The organism is Pedobacter glucosidilyticus DSM 23534 (genome assembly GCF_000425145.1).
GTDB lineage: Bacteria > Bacteroidota > Bacteroidia > Sphingobacteriales > Sphingobacteriaceae > Pseudopedobacter > Pseudopedobacter glucosidilyticus.
This window is the reverse complement of the sequence record NZ_KE384311.1, coordinates 341,136-362,008: the sequence shown is the minus strand read 5'-3', so window position 1 is coordinate 362,008 and position 20,873 is coordinate 341,136. Positions and strand designations below refer to the sequence as shown.

Below are 20,873 nucleotides of genomic sequence, written 5' to 3'. Positions count from 1 at the left end.
CAGATTTTTTTTGGTCAGTTTATCAAATACCCACATTAGAAGGAGCTGCCATTGTAAAAAGAAGCTGGCAAAAGATGATTTCCATTTATTCATCATCCTTTTGAAGTTAAAAGCAGCAGCAGCAAGCATAATATTGATATTATCGCCCACTATTCCTTTATAAAAGTTGCGGTTTAATCTGTGATCTTGTTTGATGTGTCCGATAATGGGTTCTATGGATGCCCTTTTGCGATGTAACTTTCTAAGTTTATTAGCCTGATACCTGCTGATGTTCTTTTTAGGTGCTTTGGGTAAGAGTATTTGTGTTTCTCCTATTTGGCTTTTACCTCTGTATCCTCTATCAACTGTAGCAAACCTAGGCAATTTACCCACCAGTTCGTTAACCTGTTTGAGTGTCGCTTCCAAAGTGTGTCCGTCATATTCGTTCCTGAAACCTAACGCACCAACGATTACTCCACTACTGGTTTTTACAAATGAAGCTTTATTGCCAAATTCATACTTCTTGTGTTCCTTCCCTTTGGAGATACAACAGGTTTCTGGTTCATGCAACGAGTAAATCTTGTCCTTATCTGCTCTTTTTTGAGCCAGCACCTTTTTGTACAATTCCAGACTTGCAAGATGTTTGGAGCCAGGCAGTAAATTCCTTTGCAGTTCCCTTACCAACCTGCCTGCAATGGTTCTTATCTTTTTATCTGCCTTTCTTGCTTTTGCTTTGTTTCTGGGATGGTTTCTGAACCTTTGCTCTCTGCTTAATTTTTTCAAAGTACGGGTATAACTTTGGCGAACAGGAAGCTGATGCTCTGATGCAATCTGCTGACATTTGGTGATGATCTTCTTGTGCAGTTTTGCATCTGTGGGATAGGTGATGTTCTTTTCCTGTACCGTGGTGTCAATACTCACGGTATCATCATGACCGTCTTTGCCGTTAACCCTGATGCTTTCCTGCAAAATCAGTTCAACTCCTTTTTCCCCAATACGATGTCTAAAATGAACCAGCTCTGAGGCCTCACAGGGGGCCCCACATACAAAAGTAAATTCTCCACAAAAGTATTGGTAATAATTGTTCTCGCTCCATTGCTCTACAACGCTTTCATCTGATACGTTACGGATATGTTTCAACATCAGTAAACCCACCATTAAACGTATGGGCTTGGCCGGACGGCCGTTATCCTTACAATAAAGTGGGGCAAAGGCCTTTTCAAAAACACTCCAATCTATCTTGTTGGCAAGTAAAAATAAGGGATGGTGGCGGTTTAGGGTGTGCTCAAAAGTGAAAAATAGGCTGGTTTGATTCTCTGGTTTTTTATTGGGAAGCATCTTAAATATTTGCAAGGTTTACGATATAAATATAACAAATCTTGCAATTATTTAACATTAAAACTATACACAAAGTATTGATAATCATAATTTTATATGCTTTTTAAGGCTCGACTAAATAACTTCTATTAATGATAAGTTTAACTACTTTATTGGCTAAGAGCTAAATAAATTTTAGATAGCTATTTTATGATGGTTAACTTCGCTTTTTAATAATCTTTTTCTAATTCTGCTTAAAGATTGTGGCGTTAAACCCAAATAACTGGCAATATGATATTGTGGTACCCGCTGTAATAAATCTGGTCTTTTATTAACAAAATCCAAGTATCGTTGTTCTGGCGAGGCAATTTTAAAATGGTCAAATGCTGTTTTTTGTTTAACCAAAAGTTCTTCAGAATAAATTCGGCATAGTTTCTCAAATCTAGGGAATTTTTCTAACATCAATTTTTCTGATTCTGGAGTTCCTATACTTACTAAACAATCTTCTATACATTCCACATAATGCTCAATAGGCTTTTTTGTTACGATACAAGAAGGAGAGAAGGTTTCTTTTTCTGTATAAAATGAAGTTACTTTTTCTTCACCATCAATAATATGATAGCTTATTAAACAACCTTTAATGATGTAATATGTATTTTGTGAAAATTGCCCTTCTTTTAATAAGACAGTACCTTTTTTATAAGCTTTTAAAATAGTTGTAGCCTTAATTGCATTAAATTCATCTTCAGAAAAATTCATGATTCTCATCATTTCCTTTAGATATTGATCTTTTAGTATTTCAATGTCTTTCAAATTCATTAAATTATGATTAGTGATTTGTTAAAGGCCTTGTTATAAATAATTTAAGCTTTATCATCACAAATATAATTAATCAATAACTTTTAAGATAACATTACCTGTTTTTTGCCCAGTAGCAACATAATAGTAAGCCTCTTTTATTTGGTCTAACGTATAATGCCTGTCTATAACAGGTTTAAAATAACCATCCTCTGTAAGTGTAGCTAAAAAGTTTATATCCTCTTTAGATAAAGCCGGAGGTATCGGAAATAAAACTTTTTTACCTTTTAGCAGTGGCGTTATCATAGCTAAAAAAACATTTTGAGCGTAGCTGCCAAGTTCTGTAGAAATATAAATTCCATTCTTGCTAAGGATTGGTTTGCAGATATGAAAAGAAAGCTTACCAACGGCATCAAAAATAAAATCAAACTGATGCGTATAAGCTAAAAAATCTTCTTTTTCATAATCAATAACTTCATTAGCCCCTAGGTTTTTAACAAGCGATAAATTTTTAGTATTACTTACTGCGGTTACATCGGCACCAAAATAGGTCAAAAGTTGTACCGCCGCAGAGCCTATAGCTCCGGTAGCGCCATATACCAAAACTTTTTGTCCTTTTTTAACATTGGCAGCTCTAATGATGTTTAGAGCATAATGTGAGCCTTCTGTAATTGCGGCAGCTTCATATGTATCAATGTTTTTAGGTATTAAGGCAACAGCATCGGTATAAGCAATAGTTGTATAGGCTGCATGGCCGCCAAAGGTTTTATCATTGTATGCAAAAACTTTATCGCCAGTTTTAAATCCAACAACCTGATGTCCACAACGCTCTACCACACCTGCAAATTCGCAACCTAAAATCGGGTATTTTGGTTTAAATAGGCCGCTCCAAAATCTTGAAATAACATATTCGGCACTTCTAAAACCGGCATCCGTACGGTTTACGGTAGAAGCATAAATTTTTATCAGGAGTTCATCATCTTTAGGTACAGGTTGCTCAACCTCTGCTAAAAATACAACTTCAGGCGATCCGTATTTTTGATGAATAGCTGCTTTCATGAGTCTTAATGATGATTATTGATATTTGTTTTCTAATAGCTTTAACTGGTGGCAGCTGCCTCCAATAATTTTCAAGTCTTGATGGAATTGTTTCCAAAATCTTATATACCTAAATCTACCTTCGATAGGATTTCCTAGCATTGTTCCTTTGGTTTCATAATCAACAAGCACAACAGCAGTATCTTGCATAATTTTTACATCTTCAAAAAATGGTTCTATATACTCCACTTGCATCTGTCTAGATTGATGAGCCATAATATCCATTGCTTTGGTGATGATACTGCCATCTGGTGCTACAAAAAAAAGCTCATCGTGTAAATGATTTTTTAAGAAGGCAATATCACTTGTTTTAATGGCTTCTATCAATTTGTATTCTAATTGAAGTACTAACTCTTTGTTTAGTAGCATGTTATTTTTGTGTATCGATTTGTTTTTACCTAAATAGATTAAGCTATATAAGGATGCTTAACTAATCTTTTTGTATTTGCTTTTAATGAGCAAGTTAATTTAAGTTTTGATGATATTGATGAACTTAAGTTAAGAAATAAACAAGATTTTGATGATGAGGCATAGTATAGCCGATGAAAATGATTTGCTGTAAGTACAAAAGCTTTTTACAGGTTTTAAACTACATTGCACTATATGAGGTGATGAGGGACGAAGGAGCAATCTATTTTTATTTATTTATTGAACTTTTAATTTCTCCTTTTTAATTTTCTTGGTTGATGATTTAAGCTTTCCGCCTTTACCAAATAATTGTAAAGTTTTTTCAGGACAAGACAATGCGTATAACTGCTTGAGGTCTTATATGAGCATCAGCAATCAGGCGCATCGTCCCACTTAAAAACTCCATAAAAAATGGAAAAGTAAGAGCTACTGTAAAGAAAAATCAGTATGATGAGGAGACTTGTAAAAGCTCTCTTTGAACTTTGTATACTCTTGTTATTAAAATACTTTTAAAAAGGCAAATTTCAATTCTACTGATTACTGCTTTCAATAAATTTCCATATCTTTAGGTTAATACAATCTACCTTTTTGTGCCGATTTAGAAATCAAGGTTTAATTATGGTGGGTTGCGCATAAAGTAATATTTGCTATTTTATTGCCGATATTGTAATGTTTAGTGGCAATGTTAATTGATATATTCAAACATAATAATGAAACAATATTTAATATTTATAACATTAGTTTTATCAGGACTAAGCTCTTGTAAAAAGTCGGATACGGCTTTGATATCAGATTTTAATGAAAACTTAAAAATAAAAATGTCAGAAACTGTAGATAGTACAAGTAGGACTTTATTTCTAGACTGTTTTACAGAAAAAATATATGGATGCTTAAACCATAGTATTCAATCAACTTTTATACAGACAAATGACAAAATAACTATCAACTTTATTCGAGTAGTTATTCCAAGCGTTTGCTTAACTTCATTAGGTCCGGCATCAACAGTAATTAAACTTGAAGGACTTGCAAATAAAATTTATGAAATTGAATTAAACTTTGGGGTAACTAAAATTTTAGGACAGCTAAATGTTTCTGAAAATAGTTATAAAATGATACTTCCAACACAGGCTAAAGTAGAATTTGTAAACCCTAATCTTGGTAGAGTTCCAAATAATACTATCTATGGAATAGTGCATTACCATGCAGCTTCTACAGCTACTACAGTACAAAAGTTTATTGATTCATTACAGTTTTATGGAGCAAAACCAGTTTTGTATTCCCAAGGTGATTACGGGAGTTTTAGAATAGAATCAAACGGACAAATTAAACAGGTTCAAGATCTAGGTTATTATTTCACACAATACTATATTTTTAACTATGCTAATGATTCAAGGCAAATTAAAGATTTAGTTAAACGGTTTGGGATTAATTACTCAAACTTATTAAATATAAGACTTACTACAACAAAAGGAGAAACATTTTATAGTTGGATTCCATAATCATATCGTCAAAGAGTACTCTTATATGAGTTTTGCATTACCGAGTGGATATTGCGAACAAAATGTTTTTACAGTTAACAAACTTTGTTGCTGGTAGATGTCCCCAAATTCTCCACACCACCCTAAAAATCAACAATAATATCACTAAATTGCTTCAACCAATTTTTAAGCATGAGAGAAGTAGTCATCGTTTCGGCAGTAAGAACACCAATAGGAAGTTTCGGAGGGAGTTTAGCAAGCTTTACCGCTACCCAGTTAGGTGGTTTTGCCATTAAAGGCGCTTTAGACCAGATTGATTTAGAGGCCAATAAGGTAGAAGAAATTTACATGGGCAATGTGCTTTCTGCCAATATTGGGCAAGCACCGGCTACACAAGCGGCAAAATTTGCAGGCTTGCCAGATATTCCGGCAACTACCATCAATAAAGTATGTGCATCGGGTATGAAAGCGGTGATGTTGGCTGCACAAGCCATAGCCTCGGGAGATAAAGATATTGTTGTGGCAGGCGGAATGGAAAGCATGAGTAATGTGCCTTATTACTTAGATAAAGCAAGAAATGGTTATCGACTAGGGCATGGCCAGTTGACAGATGGTTTGGTAAAAGATGGTTTGTGGGATGTTTATAACAATTACCACATGGGTAGCGCTGCAGAACTTTGCGCTAGCGAATGTAACATCAGTAGGGAAGAGCAGGATGCTTATGCCATACAATCTTATAAAAGGTCTCAACAAGCCACTGCTGATGGTTTATTTACTGATGAAATCATCCCGATAAGGCTAACAGATAAAAAAGGAAATGAAATAGCTATAGCTACAGATGAAGAAATTTCTCAAGTATTTTTTGACAAAATCCCTAACCTAAAACCAGTATTTAAAAAAGACGGTACTGTTACAGCTGCCAATGCCTCTACCTTAAATGATGGTGCAGCAGCACTTGTTTTAATGAGCAAAGAAAAGGCATTAGCATTAGGTTTAACGCCTTTAGCCCAGATTGTTTCTTTTGCAGATGCGCAACAAAGTCCAGAATGGTTTACCACAGCTCCTGCTAAAGCAATTCCTTTGGCATTGCAAAAGGCAAGCTTAAAAATATCAGATATTGATTTTTTTGAAATTAACGAAGCTTTTTCTGTAGTAGCTTTAGCAAATAATCAGGCTTTAAGCTTAGCAGAAAATAAAGTAAATATTAAAGGTGGGGCAGTATCTTTGGGGCATCCATTGGGGGCGTCTGGTGCTCGTATCTTGGTAACGCTTATCCATATATTAAAACAAAATAATGCTCGTTATGGTGTTGCTGGTATTTGCAACGGCGGTGGTGGTGCTAGTGCTATAGTTATTCAAAATCATACATAAATGAAGTTTTACAGTATTTTAACTGTCTTATTTTTAGGGTTTCATAGCCTTTTTGCTCAGCTTAAGCCAGAAACGATGCAGAGTTACGAGCTTAGCCTTCAAAAGTTAGGGGAAGTGATGACTAACGATTCGCTAGAGCAAAATCGCATCAAAGCGAATTACCAATTTGTAAGAACTTTAATCAGTGCTTTAAAAGAGAAAAACTCTTTCACTTATCCTTTTGATAGCTTATCGAGATACATCACAGTAAAAACTGCTGATGATAAAAAGTTTAAGCTCTTTACTTGGTTTTTGATGTTAGAGGATGGCTCTTTTAGGTATTATGGCGCTATACAATTGAATAATCCTCAACAGTTAGAACTTATTCCGCTAACAGATAAAACTTCAGAAATCCTTGATAACAATTTGATTTTAGCTAACAAGCAGTGGTACGGAGCGGTTTATTATCAAATTATACCGGTTTTGGGCATCAAAGACCCTTATTATATTTTGTTAGGATGGAAGGGGAAATCTTTAACCACTTCATCTAAAGTAATAGAGATACTATCTTTTAGCGGAAAAGATGCAGTTTTTGGTAAACCCGTATTACAGGATGATGCGAAAAGTAAACTTTTCTTAAACCGTAAAATATTTGATTATAGCAGTAGCGTTTCTATGCTTTTACGTTATGATAAGGATGATAAATTGATTGTATTAGATCATTTAGCTGTACCAAATGAAGAAATGGCAGGCATACCTTCTATGTATGGGCCCGATTTAAGTTATGATACCTATCGTTTTAAAAATGGTAAATGGCAATTGCAAGAAAATGTGAAACTGCAAAACAAGCCAGATATTAGTGATGAACTGTTTATAGACCCAACAAAATTGGCTCTACCTGTTAATGTTAATCAGCAGAAGTAAGTCAAATTTGTAATATTTTCGTTTCTCAAGAATACAAGTTATACAATTACATAGCAATTAATTAATATTGAAATAGTAGAGGTTGTCTCAAAGCAACTATATTGTCAGGCTGAGCGGAGTCGAAGCCTTTTTTGGGTAAGTCAGTAAACATTTCGACTCCGCTCAATGTGACAAAAAAATTGAGATAATAATTTTCAAATTATCCTTAGATATTTATGGCTAGTACGCATCTTCAATCTTCAGCAGAAGATTTTTTTAAATCTAAAGTTTTAGGGCATCCGGCAGGGCTTTTTGTACTCTTTTTTACCGAAATGTGGGAGCGCTTTTCTTATTACGGAATGCGAGCCTTATTGGTGTTGTTTCTAACCTCTTCTATCATGGGTGACAACCCAGGTTGGGGCTGGCCACGTGAACATGCTTTGGCGATTTATGGTTCTTATACTTCTTTTGCTTACCTCACACCCATTTTAGGGGGGTACATTGCTGATAGAATTATTGGTTACCGCTGGGCCGTAGTTTTAGGCGCTTTATTGATGACTTTGGGCCATTTATCCATGGCAATAGAGGTAGACCCAATTTTCATGTATCTGGGTTTAGCTTTATTGGTATTTGGTAATGGTTTTTTTAAGCCTAACATGACTTCTATCGTAGCACAGATGTATAAAAATCATCCTGAAAAGAAAGATGGTGCTTATACCATTTTCTATATGGGTGTAAATTCTGGAGCCTTTTTAGGAATGCTTTTATGCGGTTATATTGGCGAAAGTCCGGATTGGGGATGGAGCTATGGTTTTGGCTTAGCCGGAATTTTCATGCTGGTAGGGATGCTTCAATTCTATTTCACCCAGAATATTTTTGGTGATATTGGCTTAAAGCCGATAAAAGAAGAAGCCTCAAATGCTTCTGGTACAGCAGTTAAAGAGGATGAAAAATTAAACCCTTTCTCTAAGTTTGATTTAGTATTGATAGGCTTAATATCAGTAATAGGTTTAACTTGGGTAATTAATGACCCGGTATCAAAAATTACCAGTGTAAATGCCTTTAATTTTGAGCTTGCTGGCTTAAGTGGTAGTAATTTTATGATTATAACAGCCTTGGTGTTATTTTTATTCATCCTCATCAAAAGGATTTCTCAGTACACACCTGTTTTAAGAGATAAAATGATAGCCGTTATCATTTTGGCTTTCATTACCATTTTCTTTTGGGCTTCTTTTGAACAAGCTGGTGGTTCTATGACTATTTTCGCTAGTGATTATACCGCTAGAGTTTTAACAGGCGATTATAAGTTGATTTTCAATATTGCCAATACCTTGATTACGGTAGTGCCTTTGGTGATTATTTCTTATGTTTTATTCAAGCTTTTCGCTAATACTTTTAAAAGATTTGCTTTAGGAAACATCATTTTGGCTATTGGTTTCATCATCATTTGGGTAATTGTTATCTACATGCTCGATCAGCAGTATAGCGATGTAAAATCAGAAGTTCCGGCAACGTGGTTTGGTGTTTTAAACTCTTTATTCATCATCAGTTGTGCACCTTTGGTTTCTAAGGTTTGGGAAAGTAAGTATAACCCGCCTGCAACAGTTAAAAACGGTGTTGGAATGATGTTATTAGGGACCGGTTTTGCAGTTTTAGCTTATGGTGCTAGTGATATTCCGCAAGGGGCACAAACAGCAGCGGTTAGTATGATTTGGTTAGTGTTAGCATACTTTTTCCACACCATGGGCGAGCTTTGTATATCTCCAGTAGGTTTATCTTACGTAAGTAAACTAGTACCGGGTAGGATGATAGCCATTATGTTTGGTATTTGGTATTTAGCTATTGCTATAGGTAATAAAATAGCAGGTACCATGGGAGGGATGATAGACCAGATTACGGCTAACTACTCTATGTCGGCCTTCTTTTTAATCTTTACTATTATTCCAGTTGCTTTAGGGGTATTTATCATTTTACTAACACCATTATTGAAAAAATTAATGCATGGGGTAAAATAATCGGCTTTTAATATTTATAAAATCCAGCTAAATTCAATATCTTTCAAAAACACACTAACAACGATTGAATGGAAAAGCAAAAAGAATTATTTGGCCATCCCATAGGGCTATATATCTTGTTTCTTACAGAAATGTGGGAACGCTTCAGTTATTATGGTATGAGAGCCATTTTGGTACTTTACTTAGTAGCTAAAACAAGCGATTTAAATGCAGGTTTAGGATGGACAGAAGGCGAGGCTTATGCACTTTACGGTTGGTATACCATGTTTGTTTATGTAGCCTCTATTCCCGGTGGTATTATTGCTGATAAATATTTAGGTCAAAAGAAATCGGTAATGCTAGGTGGTTGGTTATTGGTTGCGGGGCATGGTATTTTAGCTATAGAGCAGATGTGGGCTTTTTATACAGGTTTAATTTTAATTGTAGCCGGTGTAGGATGCTTAAAACCTAATATTTCTACTATGGTAGGCGGTTTATATGCCAATGGCGATAGGAGAAAAGATATGGGTTTCTATATTTTTTATATGGGGATAAATCTTGGTGCTGCTATTTCTGCTTTGGCCGTTGGTTATGTTGGCGAAACTTATGGCTGGCATTATGGTTTCGGGATGGCAGGTGTGGGTATGGCTTTAGGCCAAATGGTGTACCTGTACGGACAAAAATATTTAACCCATGTTGGAGATTTGGCTGTGGTAGAGAAAACTTCTGGCGAGCCTCAACAAAATTTGTTTTTAGACATCTTTAAAAAGAAAAACTCTCTGTTCTCAACCCTAGCAGTTTTAGCTTTAGGATTAGTTGTTTTTACAACATCTAGCTGGCAATATGGCTTGTTAATTATGGGCTTAAGCTTTGCCGTAGGGGTTGCTATGGTGATGTATAACGAGTGTAATGCTATAGAAAAAGATAGGATGAAAGTTGTTTTTCTATCTTTCTTAATCATTATTGTCTTTTGGGGAGCTTTTGAACAAGCCGGTGGTTTGATGAATGTTTATGCCGACCAAAAAACCAACCGTATGATAGGTTTAAGTTTCTTACCTGAAGTTCCGGCATCTTGGTTCCAAAGCGTAAACGCAATTTTTATTTTAATTTTTGCCACTATAGTGGGTGCTTTCTGGACAAAATGGGCTAAAGCAGGTAAAGAAGCCTCTTCCATTTTTAAAATGGCAGTGGGTGTAATTATTATGGGTTCTGGCTTTTTTTTCATGACAGCTGCCGCTTTAGAATATCAAGAAGTTGGTAAATCTGCTATGCACTGGCTAATTCTAGCTTATTTGTTTCATACCATTGGCGAGCTTTGTGCATCGCCTGTTGCACTTTCTTTTATAACAAAGTTATCTCCAGAAAGGTATGTAGCTTTTATGATGGGCGCTTACTTTGCCGCTACAGGTTTAGGAAGTAAAGTTGCGGGTATTTTATCAGAAGCATCTGCCGAGGCTGGCGAGCTTACTATTTTTACTGGTATTGCCATATTTTGTATATTATTTGGACTGTTGGTTTTCTTAATCATCAAACCTTTAAAAAGACTTACACACGGAGCAGAGGAAGGTGTTGCACCAACAGCACATTAATGTGAAAAAAAGAGAATAAGAATTGATATATGTATAAGCTTCCAAAAATGTATTTTTGGAAGCTAAAAATTTACAAATTGTCTGATAGCTTAGTTATAATCCCTACCTATAATGAAAAAGAGAATATTGAAAAAATTATTCACAAGGTTTTTTCATTAGCTCAACCTTTTCATGTTTTAATTATTGATGATGGCTCGCCAGATGGTACAGCATCTATCGTAAAACATTTGCAAAGCATTTATCCCGAAAGGCTTTTTATAGAAGAACGTAGTGGTAAACAAGGTTTAGGCACTGCTTATATACATGGTTTTAAGTGGGCTTTAAACCATCATTATGAATTTATTTTTGAGATGGATGCCGATTTCTCTCATAACCCTGATGATTTAGTTCGGTTAAGAGAAGCTTGTGTAGATGGGGCTGATGTTGCTATAGGTTCAAGATATATCAAAGGTGTAAATGTAGTAAATTGGCCTATGGGCAGGGTATTGATGTCTTATTTTGCTTCGGTATATGTTCGTTTAATTACAGGTATTGATATACAAGATGCTACGGCTGGTTTTAAATGTTACCGTAAACAGGTTTTAGAAACGATAGAATTTCATAAAATAAAGTTCGTAGGTTATGCCTTCCAAATAGAAATGAAATTTACGGCTATTAAACATGGCTTTAACGTAGTGGAAATTCCTATTATTTTTACAGACAGAACAGAAGGAACCTCTAAAATGTCGACTAAAATATTCAGAGAAGCTTTTTTAGGAGTTATCGAAATGAAAATAAGAAGCTGGTTTAGAACGTATAAGCAAAAATCAGCATGAAGAAACATTTTCTATTCATCATCTTTTGGCTGGTTAGCTATACCTCTTTTGCGCAACAAAAAATAAATCCACAGCATAAAGCTATTGCATATCAAGGGAGAATTAAAAAAGATAAAGCTATGGCAGAGTTGTATTGGTCGGCCACAAGTGTGAAGCTTAATTTCCAAGGAAGCGCTATTTCTGCAACCTTTCAAGACGAAACTGGGAAAAATTATTATAACATCATTATAGATGGTGATAGTAGCTATATTTTTAGACCAGAAAAAGTAAAGAAAACTTATATACTTGCCCAAAACTTAAAGCCTGGTAAACATCAAATAGAAGTTTTTAAAAGAACAGAATGGACAAGAGGTAAAACCTTGTTTTACGGGTTTGATTTACCGAAGAATGCTAAAGTTTTACCTGTTGATAAACCTAAAGCAAGAAAAATAGAGTTTTATGGAAATTCTATTACAGCAGGTTATGCGGTTGAAGATTTTTCTGGTAAAGATTCTCCTGATAGTACTTTTACCAATGCTTATTTGAGTTATGCTCATTTAACGGCAAAGCATTTTAATGCGCAATATCATAGCATTTGTAGAAGTGGCATAGGTATCATGATTAGCTGGTTCCCTTTGATTATGCCACAGATGTATGATCGTTTAGATCCTAACGATGCCTCAAGTAAATGGGATTTTAAGCAGTATACACCAGATGTAGTAGTTGTTAATTTATTCCAGAATGATTCTTGGTTGGTAAAGAGAACCAATACAGAGGGCTTTAAAGCTGCTTTTGGTAGCCAAGCACCAACAGAAGATTTTATCATTAAATCTTATCAGAATTTTGTGCAGTCTATCAGAAGTAAATATCCTAAAGCTAAGATAGTTTGTATTTTGGGTAATATGGATATCACCAGAGAAGGCTCGCCTTGGCCTGCTTATGTTAAAAAAGCGGTAGCCGGTTTAAAAGACGAAAAGATTTATACACATTTTATTCCTTACAAGAATTCGGGAGGACATCCTAGTATCAAAGAGCAGCAAGATTTAGCAAACAGCTTGATTGAATTTTTAGCGGAAAAGATGAACTGGTAAATATTTATGAAGAATTATTGAAAATAAAACTTTGATATTTCTACAGGCTTTGCCACCCTAAACCTGATATAAGCGGATACCGGCCTCGAGCTTAATGCCTTGTAGGCGTATGAGCGTTTAGCAGGACTAGCGGTAAATAACTGCATTTCATTTGCTTTCTAAAAAATCTTCTGCACTTATTCTAAACCAGAAGTGTTTTTATTAACTTCATCCCCATGAATGAAAATCTTGATCCCAATAAAGATCGATTAAATCCTACAGATAAAGAGGTTGAGAAAGTGTTACGTCCGCAGGAGTTTGAAGATTTTGCCGGACAAGATAAAATTCTAGAAAACCTTAAAATCTTCGTGAAGGCTGCTCGCTTAAGAGGCGAAGCTTTAGATCATGTTTTATTACATGGTCCTCCAGGATTGGGTAAAACTACACTTTCTCATATCATCGCTAATGAAATGGGTGTGGGCATTAAAATTACCAGTGGGCCCGTATTAGATAAACCTGGCGATTTAGCTGGTTTGCTGACCAATTTAGATACAGGTGATATTTTGTTTATTGATGAGATACATCGTTTAAGTCCACTAGTAGAAGAGTATTTATACTCGGCCATGGAGGATTTTAAGATAGATATTATGCTAGAAACTGGGCCCAATGCTCGGTCGGTACAAATATCTTTAAATCCTTTTACCTTGGTTGGCGCCACCACTAGGTCTGGCTTGTTAACATCGCCTTTAAGGGCAAGATTTGGTATAAACTCGAGACTGCAATATTACGATGCTAAATTATTAACTTCTATCGTAATGCGCTCTGCAGATATTTTAAAAACACCTATTACAGAAGAAGGTGCTTATGAAATTGCGAGAAGGAGTAGAGGTACGCCACGTATAGCCAATGCTTTGTTAAGACGTACTCGAGATTTTGCCCAGATAAAAGGAAATGGAGAAATTGAAACCGAAATAGCTCGTTATGCGTTAAACGCACTTAACGTGGATGAACATGGTTTAGATGAGATGGATAATAAAATCTTATCAACCATTATAGATAAGTTTAAGGGTGGGCCGGTAGGTTTAAAAACAATAGCAACTGCGGTAGGCGAAGATGAAGGTACGATAGAAGAGGTTTACGAGCCTTTTTTAATACAAGAGGGCTATTTAATGCGTACTGCAAGAGGAAGAGAAGCTACAGAAGCTGCTTATCATCATTTAGGTAAATTAAAATCCGGCAGCACCGGGACACTTTTTTAATTCATAATTATTATATTCGAGGCATGCAGCAACATAATTTTGACGTTGATATCGTCATCCCTTCATCGAAACAGAAAGTAAAAATCAATAAAGAATTTATTGAGGTTAACCAAAGCACTATAGCTTGTGCTGATGTTTCGGCAATACGTTACGGCGTTTCTTTAATTGGCTCGGCAAAGAAGCCCGAAAGGAAAGAATACACCATTGATGTGCAGGCTAAGGATGGAAAAAACATTAGTATAAAGTTTAGTAGTAGTAAGGTTGAGGAACTTTTAGAAGAAGATCATACTTATTATTATATCATGTCTGGCTTGTGGCAGTATGTTAAAAAGTATTTGGTAAGCCATTTTATTGAGGTTTTAAACGCCGGAGAAACTTTTGATATCGGGACTACAACCGTAAGTAATCAAGGTTTTATGATGACTTATAAAACGTGGTTTTGGGGTAAAATTAAAACAGAGCTTGTTCATTGGAACGATATTAAATATTATCTGGATAAAGGTATTTTGCATGTGGATAGCATCAGCGATAAGCGAAAAAAAGTAAAATTAAGCCTACACCATGATTGGAATGCTGTAGTTTTAAACACTTTGATGCATTACCTATGGCAAGACCACAGGAAAGAGAAATTAGCAAAAGGAGAAAAAATATAACCAGAAGCCCGCAAATGCGGGTTTTTTTATGCTCAAGAAAAACAGGCTTGGCCTTTGTTAGCATTTATACATTAAAAATGCAGATATTCTTCTGGCATGTAAATCGGTATTTTATAATTAATATCCTATTTTTGAACAAATTATACAAGTGGCTACTATCAACAGAGATTCGCACAAGATTATTTACAGGAAATATGCCTATGCCCTTAAATATGTTTTAATGGTGCTTAGCATCCTGTTTATTACTGCAATTTTACCTAAACAAGCTAGATTCAAATATGAATTTGAAAAAGGTGTGGTTTGGATGCATGACGACTTAATATCTCCCTATAATTTTGCTATCAGAAAAACTACACAAGAGATAAAATCTGATAAGGATAATATCTTAAAGTCTATTTTGCCTGTTTACCGTTTGGATGATAAAGTTTTGGAAGTACAGTTGAATGAGTATCAGGCAGATTTTGAAGCTAAATGGCGTTCGGCAGGATTACCCGATGATGATTACAAAGAAAGAACTTTTGAGTTTGGTTTTGAGTTGCTTAAAAATATTTACCAAAAAGGTATTATAGGCTTAAATAAGAGCTATCAGAAAGAAAAAGATAATGCTAACTACTTAATCATGTTGTTGAAAAACAATGTGAAAACAGAAGTAAGTACAGCAACTTTATTAACTACAACTTCTGCCTTTTCTTTGGCTAGCGAGCGTGTGGTTGAGAATAAAAAAGTAAGAACTGATATTCTAGTAAATATTCTGAAAGATAGGATTACGCCAAATATTTTATTAGATGAGCGCTTTACAGAGAGCTTACAAAAGCAAGCTATAGAAAATGTATCCTCCACAAGAGGAATGGTGCAAAAAGGTGAGGTAATTATTGAAAATGGTTCTACCATTAATGATGAGGCTTACCAGAAACTAGAATCTTTACGTTTAGCTTATGAGGAAAATGCAAGAGTAACAGGTGATAGAAATTTAGTTCTTTTAGGTCAGTTTTTACTAGTTGCACTCATAGTGTCTTTACTGATGGTTTTTCTTTACCTGTTTAGAAAAGATATTTTTCAGGATAACAGACAAATCTCTTTAATCTTATTGGTTGTAACTGGGATGTTGTTATTCTTATCCTGGTCTATCAGAATGAAATTGCCAAGTTTGTATTACATACCCTATTGTATAGTTCCTATCATCATCAGGATATTATTTGATACCCGTTTAGCTATGAATATCCATTTATTAGTGGTATTGATAGCAAGCTTTTTTGTGCCAAATAGTTTCGAGTTTGCCTTCTTGCAAATTTCGGCAGGTATGGTTTCTATTTATAGTATTAAAAATCTGGTACGTAGAGAGCAGTTTCTAATTAGTGCTTTATTGATATTACTTACCTATTTTATTTCTTATTTAGGAATCTCCTTAATCAGAGAAGGAGCTTTGGCATCTGTAGAATGGTTAAAGTTTCTGCCATTTATTTTTAGTGTATTACTTTCCTTATTGGCTTATCCTTTAATTTATTTGTTCGAGAAGATGTTTGGCATCACCTCAGATATTACTTTAATGGAGTTAACCAATACCAATTCTACTTTATTAAGAGAGTTGGCTTATAAAGTACCAGGCACCTTTCAGCACTCTTTACAGGTGGCTAATTTAGCAGAATCGGCCATTTTTAAAATAGGAGGGAATGCGTTGCTAGTGAGAGCCGGAGCACTTTATCATGATATTGGAAAGATGGAAAATCCACAATTTTTTATCGAGAACCAGAATAAAGGTTTAAATCCGCATGATAAATTACCTTATGAAGAAAGTGCTCAAATCATTATCAGGCATGTGGTAAATGGTGTTGAACTTGCTCGTAGGCATAACCTGCCAGAAGTGATTATAGATTTCATCAGAACGCATCATGGGAATACCAGAGTAGATTATTTTTACCAGTCGTTTTTAAAGAATTTCCCAGAAAAGATTGTTGATGAAAATACATTCCGTTATCCTGGACCAATTCCTTTTAGCAAAGAAACTGCGGTATTAATGCTGGCAGATTCTGTCGAAGCAGCCTCTAGAAGCTTAAAAGAACCCGATGCAGAGAGCATCAATAACCTGGTTGAGCGTATTATTGATTATAAACTAGAGCAAAATCAATTAAATGATAGTAATATTACATTGAAAGAAATTGAGACTATCAAGCTGATTTTCAAAACGATGCTGATGGGTATCTACCATGTAAGGATAGATTACCGACAATAGAATTAAAATTTCTTTTTGTAGATATATTCGTATTGTTATATTTGCACACCCAATAGGGAAGGAGAGGTGCCTGAGAGGCCGAAAGGAACAGTTTGCTAAACTGTCGTACTGGAAACGGTACCGCGGGTTCGAATCCCGCTCTCTCCGCAAAAAAGTGATAAAAGCAGCTATAAAGGCTGCTTTTTTTGTTTACCATTAAATATAAAATGTTTAAAGATTGTATTACAATTGCTTAGGATTCATTTAATAGTTCTTTAGATTTAAGCCTTTAGAATAGTTGTAAGGTCTTTATAAACTGTTCATGCCTCAAAGATTCTTGATTTCTTTAAGTTCTGATTGCTTGATATGATTATAAAAACAAAAAAGCCCGATATTTTCATATCAGGCTTTCGTACTGAAGGCGGGAATCGAACCCGCACTCGCTTTAGGGCGAACAGGATTTTAAGTCCTGCGTGTCTACCAGTTCCACCACTTCAGCAGCTTTAGAAGCTGTAAAATAAAAACCTTCCTGATAGGGAAGGTTTTATGGAGCGAAAGACGAGATTCGAACTCGCGACCCCAACCTTGGCAAGGTTGTGCTCTACCAACTGAGCTACTTTCGCATAATTTATATTCTTTACTTGCTAAAGAACAACAATCAAAGCCTTTTGATTGATTTTTTGTACTGAAGGCGGGAATCGAACCCGCACTCGCTTTAGGGCGAACAGGATTTTAAGTCCTGCGTGTCTACCAGTTCCACCACTTCAGCTTGTGTTTCCACAAATCAGGATTTTTATCCCTTAGAGCGAAAGACGAGATTCGAACTCGCGACCCCAACCTTGGCAAGGTTGTGCTCTACCAACTGAGCTACTTTCGCATAATTTATTTATTTATTAAAGAACGTTTTCCGTTTGAACGGAGTGCAAATATAGGCAGAAAAAAAGAGTTTGCAAGTCCTCTTTGCAAAAATTTTCAATTATTGCTTTAAGCCATTCTTATTCAGTACAAAAAAAATTAAATCATACTCGAAGCCTCTGCTTAAAGCATATTTTATCAGCTTATTTTTGGTGTTATAATCATCTTTAAATTGATATTCTTTATGTTTTTTCACAAGAACATCCTCAAGTTTAGCTACATACTCTTCTTTATTTATTTTTTGTAAGGCAGATTTGATAATCGGCACAGAAACACCTTTAGCTACCAAGCCCTGTTTAATTTTATTTCTTCCCCAGCCTTTCATTCTTAGCTTTCCTTGTGAATAAGCTTGAGCAAAACGAGCTTCATTCAAAAAATTATTTTCTATCAAAGCCGTAATTACTTCTTCTAGTTCTTGAAACTTTAAGCCCAGATTTAAAAGTTTTGTTCTCACTTCGTATTGACTTCTTTCCTGATAAGCGCAATATGCTTCTGCCTTTTGTAAAGCTGTTTTTTTATCAATGAATTTGGATGGTTTTTCTTTTTCCATGATGAAGCATAAAATTAGTGTTATTCACATATAATCGCCAAATTTGCTGCAAATGAATTCAGAAATATATTCAATTCAGGAAATAGCTAGTTTGATAGGAGAAGGTGATAACCATTTAGCTCAACCTCATCAAATTATTCATCATATTTTAACAGATAGCAGAAAGGTAACAGATGCCTCTTCTTCTGTTTTTTTTGTTTTAAAAGGAAGTAAAGATGCTCATCAATTCATCCCAACTTTATATCAAGCTGGTGTAAAAGCCTTTATTTATTATCAGAAAGATTTTAATATTAACGATTTTCCTGAAGCAAATTTTATTTATGTAAACGATACCTTACATGCGTTACAACAATTAGCAGCTCATCATAGAAGCAAATTTAATTACCCTGTAATAGGTATTACCGGGAGTAACGGAAAAACCATTGTTAAGGAGTGGCTTTTTCAGCTATTAGCCCCAGATTATCATGTGGTTAGAAGTCCTAAAAGTTATAACTCGCAAATAGGTGTTCCATTGGCTGTTTGGCAAATGGATAAACAGTATGATTTTGCTGTTTTTGAAGCAGGCTTATCATTACCTCATGAAATGGCTAAACTTCAAAACATCATCAAGCCTGATATTGGTATACTAACCAATATTGGAAGTCCGCATGATGAAGGCTTTAAAAACAGGACCGAAAAAATAAAAGAAAAATTTGAGCTTTTTAAAGAAGTAAAATTGCTTATTTGTAATCAACAATATGTTTCTTTTAAAGCTTCTCAGGTAAATGTCTTTACATGGAGTTTTAGTGAACATGCTGATTTAAGGATCAAACATCAAACTATCATTGATCAACATACATGCTTAAATTGTACTTATCAGCAAGAAGATTTTGACATTCAAATTCCATTTACAGACAAAGCATCTATAGAGAACGCTATTACTTGTTTGGCAACTTTATTGGCTTTAAAAGTATCAATACCTGTTATTTCTACAAGATTAGCGAGGCTGCATCAAGTTAAGATGAGGCTAGAGCTTAAAAGCGGTATTAACCAAACTTCTATTATTGATGACAGTTACAACTCTGATGTTTCTTCTTTAGAGATAGCTTTAGATTTTCTTAACCAGCAAAATCAGCATCCTGTAAAAACGCTTATTTTATCTGATATTCAACAATCGGGTTTAAAGAGTGAGGTGCTTTACAGTAAAGTTGCTAAGCTTTTAAAAGCTAAACATATAGATAAATTGATTGCTATTGGCCCTCAATTAACAAGTTTTAAAACACTTTTTAATACAAGTAGCCAATTTTTTTTAGATACCGATACCTTTATTGAACATTATAATCTGGATAGTTTTAACAATGAAACCATTTTATTAAAGGGAGCAAGGCAGTTTGAGTTTGAGAAGATTTCTAAGATTTTAACCCAAAAGGTTCATGAAACTATTTTAGAAATAAACCTCAACGCTCTGGAGCAGAACTTAAATTACTATAAATCTAAACTGCAGCAAGGTGTAAAACTAATGGCTATGGTTAAAGCTTTTGCTTATGGTAGCGGGAGTTATGAAATAGCCAATTTACTTCAATATAATAAAGTAGATTATTTAGCGGTTGCTTACGCTGATGAGGGTATAGCGCTTAGACAAGCCGGAATAACGTTACCAATTATGGTGATGAGCCCAGAAGTTTCTTCTTTTGAAGCCATAGTGAAATATAATCTGGAACCAGAGATTTTTAGTTTTACGGCTTTATCATCCTTACATCAATATCTTAAAACGCTTAATAAAATACAATACCCAATCCATCTGAAGCTAGACACAGGTATGCATCGTTTAGGTTTTGAGGAGAAAGATTTATCTGCTATTAAATCATTTTTATTAGACAACGATACTGTAAAAATTAAAACTGTTTTTTCTCATTTAGCAGCTAGCGAAGCACCACAGCATGATGATTATACAAAGTCTCAAATTCATAAATTTGATAGTTTTTGTAAAAACCTGGAAGCAGAAATTGGTTATACCTTTATCAAACATATTTGCAACACATCAGCCATAAGAAGATGGCCGAAAGCACAATTTGATATGGTACGTTTGGGAATTGGTTTATATGGAATTGATAATTTATCTAAAGACGATGCAAGTTTACATCAGGTAGCAACCTTAAAAACTACCGTATCACAAATAAAGGAATTAAAAAAAGGCGATACTATTGGTTACGGCAGAGTAGGTGTGATGCAGCAAGACGGTAAAATAGCTACTGTTAAAATTGGTTATGCCGATGGTTACCAGAGAGCTTTGGGTAAAGGTTTTGGTAGTATGTTTATCAATAACCAAGAAGTATTTACCATAGGAAATATTTGTATGGATATGTGTATGCTCGATATTACAGATAAAGATGTAAAAGAAGGAGATGAGGTTATTATTTTTGATTCGCAGCCACAGCTCTACAAAATGGCAGAACAGTTACATACCATTCCTTATGAAGTGCTTACCAATATATCACAAAGGGTTAAACGTGTTTATTATTACGAATAA

At 34.9% G+C, this 20,873-nt stretch carries 16 protein-coding genes and 5 tRNA genes; 12 read left to right on the top strand and 9 right to left on the bottom strand.

Annotated elements, in window-relative coordinates; all coding sequences use genetic code 11:
* The 4 genes from H510_RS19045 to H510_RS0114605 form a co-directional block, all read right to left on the bottom strand.
* Positions 1 to 1,317, bottom strand: a 1,317-nt coding sequence (locus tag H510_RS19045) for an IS5 family transposase (RefSeq protein ID WP_051291269.1), incomplete at its 3' end; no start/stop codon positions are given.
* A gap of 174 nt (positions 1,318 to 1,491) precedes the next feature.
* Complete coding sequence (locus tag H510_RS0114615; RefSeq protein WP_051291267.1) at positions 1,492 to 2,115, bottom strand: Crp/Fnr family transcriptional regulator; 624 nt, start codon at positions 2,113 to 2,115, stop codon at positions 1,492 to 1,494.
* A 69-nt stretch (positions 2,116 to 2,184) separates the two neighbouring features.
* The gene (locus H510_RS0114610; RefSeq protein WP_026904991.1) at positions 2,185 to 3,153 is read right to left on the bottom strand and encodes an NAD(P)-dependent alcohol dehydrogenase; all 969 of its coding nucleotides are present in this window, start codon (positions 3,151 to 3,153) and stop codon (positions 2,185 to 2,187) included.
* A 15-nt stretch (positions 3,154 to 3,168) separates the two neighbouring features.
* Entirely contained in the window at positions 3,169 to 3,561 is a 393-nt protein-coding gene (locus H510_RS0114605; RefSeq protein WP_036692978.1) for a nuclear transport factor 2 family protein, read from the bottom strand.
* A 749-nt stretch (positions 3,562 to 4,310) separates the two neighbouring features.
* Here H510_RS0114605 and H510_RS0114600 point away from each other — a divergent pair.
* From H510_RS0114600 to H510_RS0114550, 11 genes are all read left to right on the top strand, one after another.
* Positions 4,311 to 5,099, top strand: a complete 789-nt coding sequence (locus H510_RS0114600) for a hypothetical protein (protein ID WP_026904989.1) — start codon at positions 4,311 to 4,313, stop codon at positions 5,097 to 5,099.
* A 171-nt stretch (positions 5,100 to 5,270) separates the two neighbouring features.
* Positions 5,271 to 6,449: an acetyl-CoA C-acyltransferase gene (locus H510_RS0114595; protein ID WP_026904988.1), complete on the top strand. Its 1,179-nt coding sequence runs from the start codon at positions 5,271 to 5,273 to the stop codon at positions 6,447 to 6,449.
* Positions 6,450 to 7,352, top strand: coding sequence for a hypothetical protein (locus tag H510_RS0114590; protein ID WP_051291265.1), 903 nt, complete (start codon positions 6,450 to 6,452; stop codon positions 7,350 to 7,352).
* Positions 7,353 to 7,567: 215 nt separating this feature from the next.
* Positions 7,568 to 9,346 (top strand): peptide MFS transporter, encoded by a 1,779-nt coding sequence (locus H510_RS0114585; RefSeq protein WP_026904986.1) that lies wholly within the window; start codon positions 7,568 to 7,570, stop codon positions 9,344 to 9,346.
* A gap of 68 nt (positions 9,347 to 9,414) precedes the next feature.
* Complete coding sequence (locus H510_RS0114580; RefSeq protein WP_026904985.1) at positions 9,415 to 10,914, top strand: peptide MFS transporter; 1,500 nt, start codon at positions 9,415 to 9,417, stop codon at positions 10,912 to 10,914.
* Positions 10,915 to 10,991: 77 nt separating this feature from the next.
* Positions 10,992 to 11,729: a polyprenol monophosphomannose synthase gene (locus H510_RS0114575; RefSeq protein WP_026904984.1), complete on the top strand. Its 738-nt coding sequence runs from the start codon at positions 10,992 to 10,994 to the stop codon at positions 11,727 to 11,729.
* On the top strand, positions 11,726 to 12,799 hold the full coding sequence (locus H510_RS0114570) for an SGNH/GDSL hydrolase family protein (RefSeq protein ID WP_026904983.1): 1,074 nt from the start codon (positions 11,726 to 11,728) through the stop codon (positions 12,797 to 12,799). The genes H510_RS0114575 and H510_RS0114570 overlap by 4 nt, the downstream gene beginning before the upstream one ends.
* 215 nt (positions 12,800 to 13,014) lie before the next feature.
* Positions 13,015 to 14,037 carry a Holliday junction branch migration DNA helicase RuvB gene (gene ruvB, locus H510_RS0114565; RefSeq protein ID WP_026904982.1) on the top strand — a complete coding sequence of 341 codons (1,023 nt, stop codon included), beginning with the start codon at positions 13,015 to 13,017 and terminating at the stop codon, positions 14,035 to 14,037.
* 23 nt (positions 14,038 to 14,060) lie between these two features.
* Positions 14,061 to 14,690 (top strand): hypothetical protein, encoded by a 630-nt coding sequence (locus H510_RS0114560; protein ID WP_026904981.1) that lies wholly within the window; start codon positions 14,061 to 14,063, stop codon positions 14,688 to 14,690.
* A 220-nt stretch (positions 14,691 to 14,910) separates the two neighbouring features.
* On the top strand, positions 14,911 to 16,920 hold the full coding sequence (locus H510_RS0114555) for an HD family phosphohydrolase (protein WP_081659293.1): 2,010 nt from the start codon (positions 14,911 to 14,913) through the stop codon (positions 16,918 to 16,920).
* Positions 16,921 to 16,980: 60 nt separating this feature from the next.
* Positions 16,981 to 17,067 (top strand) — tRNA-Ser (locus tag H510_RS0114550).
* Between the two features lie 245 nt (positions 17,068 to 17,312).
* On the opposite strand, the gene H510_RS0114545 is transcribed toward H510_RS0114550, so the two are convergent.
* The 5 genes from H510_RS0114545 to H510_RS0114525 all read right to left on the bottom strand — a co-directional run bounded on the left by H510_RS0114545 (position 17,313) and on the right by H510_RS0114525 (position 18,364).
* Positions 17,313 to 17,398, bottom strand: a tRNA-Leu gene (locus H510_RS0114545).
* Positions 17,399 to 17,446: 48 nt separating this feature from the next.
* Positions 17,447 to 17,522 (bottom strand) — tRNA-Gly (locus H510_RS0114540).
* A gap of 60 nt (positions 17,523 to 17,582) precedes the next feature.
* Positions 17,583 to 17,668 (bottom strand) — tRNA-Leu (locus tag H510_RS0114535).
* Between the two features lie 35 nt (positions 17,669 to 17,703).
* Positions 17,704 to 17,776: transfer RNA gene (locus tag H510_RS0114530), tRNA-Gly, on the bottom strand.
* A 99-nt stretch (positions 17,777 to 17,875) separates the two neighbouring features.
* Positions 17,876 to 18,364 carry a regulatory protein RecX gene (locus H510_RS0114525; protein ID WP_026904979.1) on the bottom strand — a complete coding sequence of 163 codons (489 nt, stop codon included), beginning with the start codon at positions 18,362 to 18,364 and terminating at the stop codon, positions 17,876 to 17,878.
* Positions 18,365 to 18,416: 52 nt separating this feature from the next.
* Here H510_RS0114525 and H510_RS0114520 point away from each other — a divergent pair, with 52 nt between their 5' ends.
* Positions 18,417 to 20,873, top strand: coding sequence for a bifunctional UDP-N-acetylmuramoyl-tripeptide:D-alanyl-D-alanine ligase/alanine racemase (locus tag H510_RS0114520; RefSeq protein ID WP_026904978.1), 2,457 nt, complete (start codon positions 18,417 to 18,419; stop codon positions 20,871 to 20,873).